This is a genomic window from Arcanobacterium sp. S3PF19 (genome assembly GCF_000758825.1).
Lineage (GTDB): Bacteria > Actinomycetota > Actinomycetes > Actinomycetales > Actinomycetaceae > Arcanobacterium_A.
Window position 1 is genome coordinate 1 of sequence record NZ_JRMX01000003.1, and the last position, 8,335, is coordinate 8,335.

Below are 8,335 nucleotides of genomic sequence, written 5' to 3' on the forward strand. Positions count from 1 at the left end.
CAAGTAATAATAGAAAACAAGGCAAACGCCTAGGAACAAAACCCAGGACAGTTCAGAGGTCGCAGGTTCAAATCCTGTCACCCCGACGAGCGAGACCGAAAAGGAGATAAACGAAAGTTTTTCTTCCTTTCGTGTTGAGCGAGGAAGGGGTCGTAGACGAGCTATCGAGCGGCAGCAATCTTTACGCGCTGTTATTTTTAAGCTTATTAAAATCAGCATAATCCCTAATCGGTGCACTAAAAATAACGATTTTAGACACGTAAATTCAGCTGTGAATTCGTGGAAAGTTTCTGAAACGCTTGACATACATAGTGTGAACGTTCACAATGAGCAAGTAAGAACGTGTGTTTCTGGTTCCAGGGATCGGCGTTCGATAAGTCTTACAGTTCAAAGGAGAACGATTATGAAGAGAAGACTATTACTTATCGCTGCTGCTTTCACGATTCTCGGCAGTACCGCGGCCTGCACAGTTGAATCTGCAAGCAGTGAGAAAACCAGCACCCATGTCGCTGGCAAGGCGGACGCCGCCCTGAAAGAACTAGAAGGGAAGGTGCTCAGCAAAGGCCCCCACGGGGAAACCCCGGTAGCCGCTAAAGCTGTTGAACTCAGTGACGAAGAAGTTGCGAAGGTTAAAGGGAAAAAGGCTACCGCTGCTCTCGTGATGCACTACGCGGGTAACGACTGGGCTAATGCTCAGATCGCTGGACTCAAGGCTGAATTTGCCCGGTTAGGCATCGATGTTATCGCCGTAACCGATGCGAACTTTAACCCGGGTCAACAGGTGTCCAACATCGAGACAGTCCTTGCCAAGCACCCCGATATCGTAGTTTCTATTCCCACCGATCCGGTGGCTACCGCCGGAGCGTATCGCAAGGTTGCAGAAAGCGGCGCGAAGCTCGTTTTCATGGACAATGTCCCCGAAGGATTGAAAGCTGGCGTGGACTACGAATCAGTAGTGAGCGCAGATAACTTCGGTAATGGGGTGGTCTCTGCTCATCTGTTGGCTAAGGCTCTCGGCGGTAAGGGTGAAATTGGCGTTATTTACCACTCTGCTGACTTCTTCGTTACCCGCCAACGTTATGAAGGCTTCCTTAAGGTTATCAAGGAAGAATACCCAGATATCAAGATTGTAAAGGAACAGGGTATCGGTGGTCCTGACTTCGCTGGTGATGCACAGAAGGTAGCCGACGCGATGATCCACCAGAACCCTAAGCTAGCTGGCATTTGGGCAGTCTGGGATGTCCCAGCCGAAGGTGTGATGGCGGCTGCTCGTTCTGCAGGTCGCAATGACCTCAAGATCGCTACCGAGGATCTTGGGACAAACGTTGCAATCGCCTTGGCCCAAGATCAGCTCGTAGTAGGGCTCGGTGCTCAGCAGCCTTACCAACAGGGTGTTGCCGAGGCGCGCATCGCTGCCGGGGCCTTGCTTGGAAAGAAGGCTCCGTCCTATATCGCGCTCAACGCTCTGCCCGTAACACACCAGAATGTACTGGAAGCCTGGAAGCAGGTATACAACTCTGAGCCTCCGGCTGATCTGAAGAAAGCGATGAAGAAGTGAGTGCCGCTACACCCACTGTAAAGGGAGCAACCAGCTCGGAACCTTTAGTGAGCATGAGAGGGATCCAGAAATCCTTCTCCGGTGTGAAGGTTCTCGACGACGTGGACTTTGAAATACTTCCTGGAGAGGTTCACGCTCTGGCCGGTGGTAATGGCGCCGGAAAGTCGACGCTGATGAAGATCCTCCAGGGGGTCTACTCCCTGGACAAGGGAACTATCGAGATCGCTGGTAAACTCTGTCACTTCAGCAACATCCATGACGCTAAGCGAGCTGGTTTAGGTATGGTCTTCCAAGAATTTAGCTTGGTATCAACCCTGACTGTCGCGCAAAACATCTTCCTTAATGATGAGCCTCGGAGCGGGGGCGTGATTGATGATCGACAGATGGTCCGTCGGGCCCGGGAGATATTCGAGCGTATGCAGGTCAAGGTGGATCCCACCGCGACTATGTCCTCGCTATCCACTGCCTACTGGCAGTTGACTGAGATCGCGAAGGCACTGGCCGAAGACGCAAGAGTACTGATCATGGACGAGCCCACCGCCGCTCTTGCTCAGCAGGAGGCTAAGGCTCTGTTCGACCTAATCAAACGGCTCACTGACGAAGGTATTTCGATCGTCTATATCTCTCACCGGATGGAGGAGGTCTATCAAATCGCGGATCGCATCACGATTCTGCGCAATGGTAAGCATCTCCTGACCTCTCCGTTATCTGAGATCACCCCGGAGAAAATAGTCGAAGGTATCGTCGGGCGAACCGTCGCCATGGCGGCGCCGCCGCGTCGGGTCTGTTCCGAACGTCCCGTGGTTCTTTCGGTGGAGGGTCTGGCCGCAGAGAATGGACTTCATGATGTGGCCTTCGAGGTCCGTGAGGGCGAGGTTGTAGGTTTAGCTGGCCTGATGGGCTCTGGTCGTACTGAACTCGCCCGCACGTTGTTCGGTATCGATAAAATCACCGCAGGCACCGTGCGTATCGATGGGCACGAGGTGAAGATTAGCAAACCCGGGGATGCTCTGGCACACGGTTTGGTGCTGGTTCCCGAGGACCGTCGCCTCCAAGGCCTGGTACTAGGGCACTCGGTTAACAGCAACCTGCAGTTGCCTCACGTGTCCGATCACTCCCGTGGTGGATGGGTCGATGACCGTGCCCTGCGCGGCTTGGCCCGCAAGCTGGTAGAGGAGTTCCGTATTAAGGTGGCACGTCCCGAGGCACCTGCCTCCCTGCTATCCGGCGGTAACCAGCAAAAAATCGTGCTTGCAAAGTGGATCAGTCGCAACCCACGAGTCCTGGTGATGGACGAGCCTACCGCCGGTGTCGACATCGGCACCAAAGCCGAAATTATCGAGACTATACGTAACTTTGCGGCTGAGGGTCATGCGGTGCTCGTTATCTCCTCCGAATACCCCGAACTACTCGCCATGAGCGATCGCCTGCTCCTGATGCGCGAGTCCACCGTCGAGCGCGAACTCGACGCATCCGAAACAACTGACGAGCAGGCACTCGAACTGGCAGTTCAAGGAGTGAACCATGAGTGAATCAAAAGCCCTAGAAAAGTTGCCCCGTAGGGGCTTTAACTTCGACTGGCGGCGGGACATCATCTACGTCGGTTTCGTGGTCGTCCTGCTAATCTTCTCAGTGCTACTGCGAGACGAGGGTTTCTTGTCCGTAGCCAGCTTCTGGAACATCCTCCGCCAGGCGGCCATCGTCTCGGTGATTGCTGTCGGAATGACATTGGTAATCGCGGCCGCGGAGATTGACCTCTCCGTGGGATCCGTCGCGGGCCTGGCTAGCGTGGTCACTGCTATGTCGCTGTCTCATTTCGGGTTGATACCCGGCATCTTGGCAGGATTGGCGCTCGGGGCGATCGTGGGAAGCATTAACGGCGCCCTCGTGGCCTTCGCTCGAATCCCGTCCTTCCTGGTCACCCTGGCCATGATGGGTATTACCTTCGGTATCGCCCAGTGGGTGACGAAATCAGCGCCAGTGCCGATTCTGGACATGAATTACGTAGCCAACTTCGGTGGCGGAAAGATCGGTCCGATCCCGGGCTTGATCATCTGGATGCTGCTGTTCGTTGTGGCAGGAACGATAGTGCTCAAGAAGATGCGTTTCGGACGTCAGATTCTGGCTACCGGTGCTAACCCGGTTGCCGCTGAGTACTCCGGCATCAGTACCTCCTGGGTGCGTTTCCGCGTCATGATGATCTGCTCGATGGGGGCAGCCGTCGCCGGTATGCTCTACGCTGGCCGACTCATGTCTGGCCGGTTCCAGTGGGGCGCCGGAGACGAAATGAATGCTATCGCCGCGGTGATCCTTGGTGGTACCGCACTTGCTGGCGGACGCGGCTCCGTCATCGGTACCTTCTTCGGTGCCTTGCTCATGGCAACGATCAACTATGGCCTCATTTTGGCCGGACTCGACACCTCTCAGCAACAGATTATTCGGGGCGTAATCATCATCCTGGCAGTCGCCCTGGCCAGAAAGAACTAATCACCATCAAACAGGAACATAGACCTGTCCGAAGTAAATAAGAAAGGAAAAACGATGGAGAAGCAAACGGACAACCGGCCCGTGTCGGTTGGCAAGAGCGCCTTCAAGGTTGATGGCGAGACAGTCTCGCTGTATGGCGGTGCCGTACACTACTGGAGGCTTGACCGAGACAAGTGGGATCAAATTCTTGAATCTGTCAAGGGTATGGGTTTCAACATGATCTCGATCTACATCCCGTGGGAGATCCACGAGGTAGAAAAGGGAGTCTTCGACTTCTCAGGAAACAAGGATATTGACGCCTTCCTGACCCTATGTGAGGACAAAGGTTTCCGGATCATCGTTCGTCCCGGACCGCAGATCAACTCCGAGTTGACCTGGTTCGGATACCCCAAACGTATTCTCGAAAACGAGCGGTTGCAGATGCGCAACGCCAAGGGCGGACGCACCGTCCTGACCCAGGTGCCCAAGCCCATACCCGCTGTCAACTACGCTGCAGATGAATTCTACGAAGAGACCGCACTCTGGTACGACGCGATCTGTGAGATTCTGGCTCGTCACTGCTACCCCAAGGGCGGCATTGTTGCAGCTCAGGTTGATAATGAGATGGCGTACTTCTTCTGCATCAACGCCTACGCTGCCGACTATTCCGAAGAGTCTTTGGCGCAGTACCGCACCTTCTTGCTTAACAAGTACGGTGATCTGGCGGCCATCAACAAGGCCTACGGCACCTCCTATGGCAGCGAGGGCGAGATCGACGCGCCACGGCGTTTCGAAGGTAAGAGCAAGCATGACATTCCGGTCTTGGCTGACTGGATTGAATACCGCGAGCAGTACCTGATCATTTCGATGGATCGCCTTGCCGACATGATGCGCGAGCGTGGTCTGGATCAGATCGCGCTATTCCACAATTACCCGCATCCACTCGGTCCGGGTGGTGCTGCTTCTGGATTCACTACTCCTTTCAACATCGCCAAGCTGGAAGAGAAGCTCGATTTCGTTGGCTTCGATATTTACTCCCGCAAGGAACTCTACAGCCATGTCAAGACCGTTGGCTCGTATGTGGTGGGAACCAGCCGCTTCCCTTACATCCCGGAGTTCATCGCCGGTGTGTGGCCCTGGTACCTCAACCCGGGTGAGATTTACGACGAGGAATTCGTTACCAAGGCTGCACTGATGCAGGGTATCAAGGGCTTCAGCCGCTACATGCTGGTGGAGCGCGACCGCTGGCTAGACTCTCCCATCCGTCGCGATGGTCGGGTTCGCGAAGACCACGAGAAGATGTTCAGCAATGCCAACCGGATGCAGTCCGAGAATGGCTTTACCTCCTTGCGTCGTGACGCGAAGGTACTGCTTCTGGCGAACCGCGAATACGACCGGCTCGAGGCAGCCTCGGTGTTGGTCTCCTTCCCCGGTGACTTCTTGGAGACGCCATCGGGCTTCAGCGAGTACGCTAACACGCTGACCATTAGTGAGGACAATCTGGGCTTCGATGCGCCAGTACAGTTGGAGAAGAGTAAGGCCTTCGGCGCTTGCTTCGATGCTCTGTCGGCTGGTGGTCACGACTTCGTGATCTCCGATACGGATCTCGATCCCGCACGTTGGGGCGAACGCAGCATCGTCGTGCTGCCGACCCTCGACTACCTGGATGCAAAGATTCAGCAGGCTTTGGTGGACTTCGTAGCCGTCGGCGGCTGCGCAGTCATTGGTCCGAAGCTACCCGAGCTGGACTCCCTGATGAACACCTGCACTATCCTCAAGGATGCCGTTGAATCAGGTAAGGGAAATTGGTTCGTCGTTAAGAGTGGAGATGATGCCGCCAGTATCCTTGATCAGGCTTGCGCCGCGGCCAAAGTTACCTCCGTGAACAAGAGCGATGCCCGTCTCGACGTGGTGGTTCACCTGGATAAAGACGATCCGAAGCGTCGCGTGGTATTTATCGCCAACCCGACAGCCGAGGCCATTGAGGCCCGTGTCGAACTACCCTTCGAGGTCGAAAAGGCCACCGAACTGTGGTCCGGCCAGCCGGGTACTGCCCAGGGCAGCCAGTTGATGGCTTCTATGCCCGCCTACTCAATCAATGTCTACGACTGCTCACTAAAAAACTGAAAGGAACTGCAATGCTTCACGGTGATGTTTTAATGGCCGATCTGGACGTGGACCAGTGGCGGAATGCGCAGCGCCTGCTGCTACGTTCCGCCAAGGGCGCCCGTAGGATCGTGTGTTTGCTGGAAAAGGGAAAGGTAATCAAGTGCCGCCACACCGAAGGTAAAGAGGTGGCTCAGGCTCCGACCCAGGTTGATGATCTGCAGGCTGCTGCGGACGCGCTGTACGCCGCCAACCGCGACCAGGTTGATTTCGTCCTGGTGGCAGAACGCGATGAGATGGACGAGTACTTTGCCGAGTACCAGAATACCTGGAACGCGGACGAGGATCTCGACGTATACGTCTGCCGCTCTTGGAGCCTACTGCGTGGCCGCTACAAGTCCTCGATTGTGACGGCGCCGGAACCCGCTGACGAGACCCTGGGTCTGCAGTGGAAACTGGGTGCGTCTCACGACGATGTGGTGTCGGCTGCGGAAGCGTTCGTGAGCCCGGACAGCACTGTAGTGCTAGCCGTACACGACAACAACTCCTTGTGGACCAGCCTTATCCTGCGTTTCGATAAGGATCGCAAGGTTATTTCGATTGGTACTGCCGACCCGAGCTTGGTGGATATCAAGGGTGACCGGGCTGCGGTCACGGATCGTTTAGTCTCCTTTGCTAATGGTCGCGAAGGCGACGTTAAGCTCGTGGTGAGCTGTACCCGCGAGGCTGCCGAACAGTTCTTGGCTACCAAGGACAAGGCAGCGGTCGTTTCTAAACTTGGAGATGACTTCAAGGTAGAGCGCATCGGCTAACTGTAGTAGATAAAATATGTGGCTGGGATCCCAGGGACGGGATCCCAGCCACATCATGTTACGCACTTAAATACTGTCTTATCAGGATTTTCACCCCGGATTGGGGGCTCCTGCGCTGTTTAGTTCACAGGCACCTAGCTGTTGCTGTGCGGATTATTATCACGAAATCTTCGAACTGGAGGGCGGTGCAGTGCTCTTCCTGATGATGAGATCAGGGGAGATAGTGTGGCGAGCGTCAGATTTAGAATCTTGCAGGCTACGCACACACAGGGTTCCCAATGCCACGAAGTCCTGCCGCACGGTGGTTAGTGGGGGATCGAATTGGGACGCGAACTCGTGGTCGTCGAAACCAATGATGCTGATGTCTTGCGGTACGCGGAGGCCATGCTCGTTAAGTGCCCGGATCAAACCGAGCGCCATCAGGTCGGAAGCTACGAATACGGCCGTGGGGCGGGGACTCAAGTCCGCTATGCGGCATCCAGCCTGGTAGCCACTTTCCCCTGACCAGTCACCGATTAATACTTCTGGAACGGGTAGATCCTGAGCCACCAGGGCATCTCGCCAGCCATTGAGTCGAACTTGGCCTTCCAGCCACTCCTGGTTGCCAGCTATATGGGCAATATTTTTGTGACCGAGTCGTATCAGATGTTTCACGGCTCGCACGGATCCTTCGTATTGGTCCTCGGATACGACTACAGAGTGTGGAAGAGGGGCAAGGTCAGCGGCGAGCACGACAATGGGTAGTCCGCTGGCCCAGCCAGAGTTTTCGATAGAGTTCAAAGCGAGTTCGGCTTCCCGAATTAGCGGAGCTATGACGATCAGACCGTCAACGTAGGCATCTCGGAAAGTATCGAGGGTTGACTGGAGTGAACCAAAAGAATCGCGATCATTGACGGACAGGATTACATTTTTTCCGAGTTCTCTGGCAGCGATTTCGATACCTCGCAAGGCTCCCATGGGGCCGTAGCGCCAGGATGAGTCAGTAACCACCCCAATACTGCCGGGTCGGTCAGTCTTCAGAGCCGCAGCGGCGACATTACGCCTATAGCCTACCTCAGCGATTGCGGCAAGTACTTGCTCGCGAGTATTCGGATGCACGGCTCCCTGATCATTAACCACGCGCGAGACGGTCTGATAGGAGCACCCAGCTAGACGGGCAACATCATGTAGAGTTGGGCGTCGCTTGCTAGGTGGAGAAAACATACAAGCAATTATACTACGAAACGGTTGCCCGCCAATTTCGTAGGTTGTCCGTTTTTCATCTTGATATCGGGAAATCGCCAGGTTTAGTAACCTGGTATTTTAATCTAGTGATACAACTAGGCGTCATTTTGAAGATGAACTGTCCTGGGTTTTGTTCCTAGGCGTTTGCCTTGTTTTCTATTATTACTTG

At 54.9% G+C, this 8,335-nt stretch carries 6 protein-coding genes; 5 read left to right on the forward strand and 1 reads right to left on the reverse strand.

Annotated features, from left to right (window positions below):
• The first annotated feature begins 403 nt into the window (after positions 1 to 403).
• Genes HMPREF1631_RS00180 through HMPREF1631_RS00200 form a run of 5 tightly spaced genes read left to right on the forward strand, consistent with a single transcriptional unit; the run spans position 404 to position 6,942 of the window.
• On the forward strand, positions 404 to 1,558 hold the full coding sequence (locus HMPREF1631_RS00180) for a substrate-binding domain-containing protein (protein ID WP_198017330.1): 1,155 nt from the start codon (positions 404 to 406) through the stop codon (positions 1,556 to 1,558).
• A 53-nt stretch (positions 1,559 to 1,611) separates the two neighbouring features.
• Entirely contained in the window at positions 1,612 to 3,090 is a 1,479-nt protein-coding gene (locus tag HMPREF1631_RS00185; RefSeq protein WP_034230955.1) for a sugar ABC transporter ATP-binding protein, read from the forward strand.
• Positions 3,083 to 4,045, forward strand: a complete 963-nt coding sequence (locus tag HMPREF1631_RS00190; protein ID WP_034230958.1) for an ABC transporter permease — start codon at positions 3,083 to 3,085, stop codon at positions 4,043 to 4,045. Before HMPREF1631_RS00185 ends, HMPREF1631_RS00190 begins: the two co-directional genes overlap by 8 nt.
• Positions 4,046 to 4,099: 54 nt before the next feature.
• Positions 4,100 to 6,151 carry a beta-galactosidase gene (locus HMPREF1631_RS00195; protein ID WP_034230960.1) on the forward strand — a complete coding sequence of 684 codons (2,052 nt, stop codon included), beginning with the start codon at positions 4,100 to 4,102 and terminating at the stop codon, positions 6,149 to 6,151.
• 11 nt (positions 6,152 to 6,162) lie between these two features.
• Positions 6,163 to 6,942 (forward strand): hypothetical protein, encoded by a 780-nt coding sequence (locus tag HMPREF1631_RS00200; protein ID WP_034230962.1) that lies wholly within the window; start codon positions 6,163 to 6,165, stop codon positions 6,940 to 6,942.
• A gap of 159 nt (positions 6,943 to 7,101) precedes the next feature.
• Here HMPREF1631_RS00200 and HMPREF1631_RS00205 read toward each other — a convergent pair whose 3' ends face one another.
• Positions 7,102 to 8,145, reverse strand: coding sequence for a LacI family DNA-binding transcriptional regulator (locus HMPREF1631_RS00205; protein WP_034230964.1), 1,044 nt, complete (start codon positions 8,143 to 8,145; stop codon positions 7,102 to 7,104).
• Positions 8,146 to 8,335: the final 190 nt, after the last annotated feature.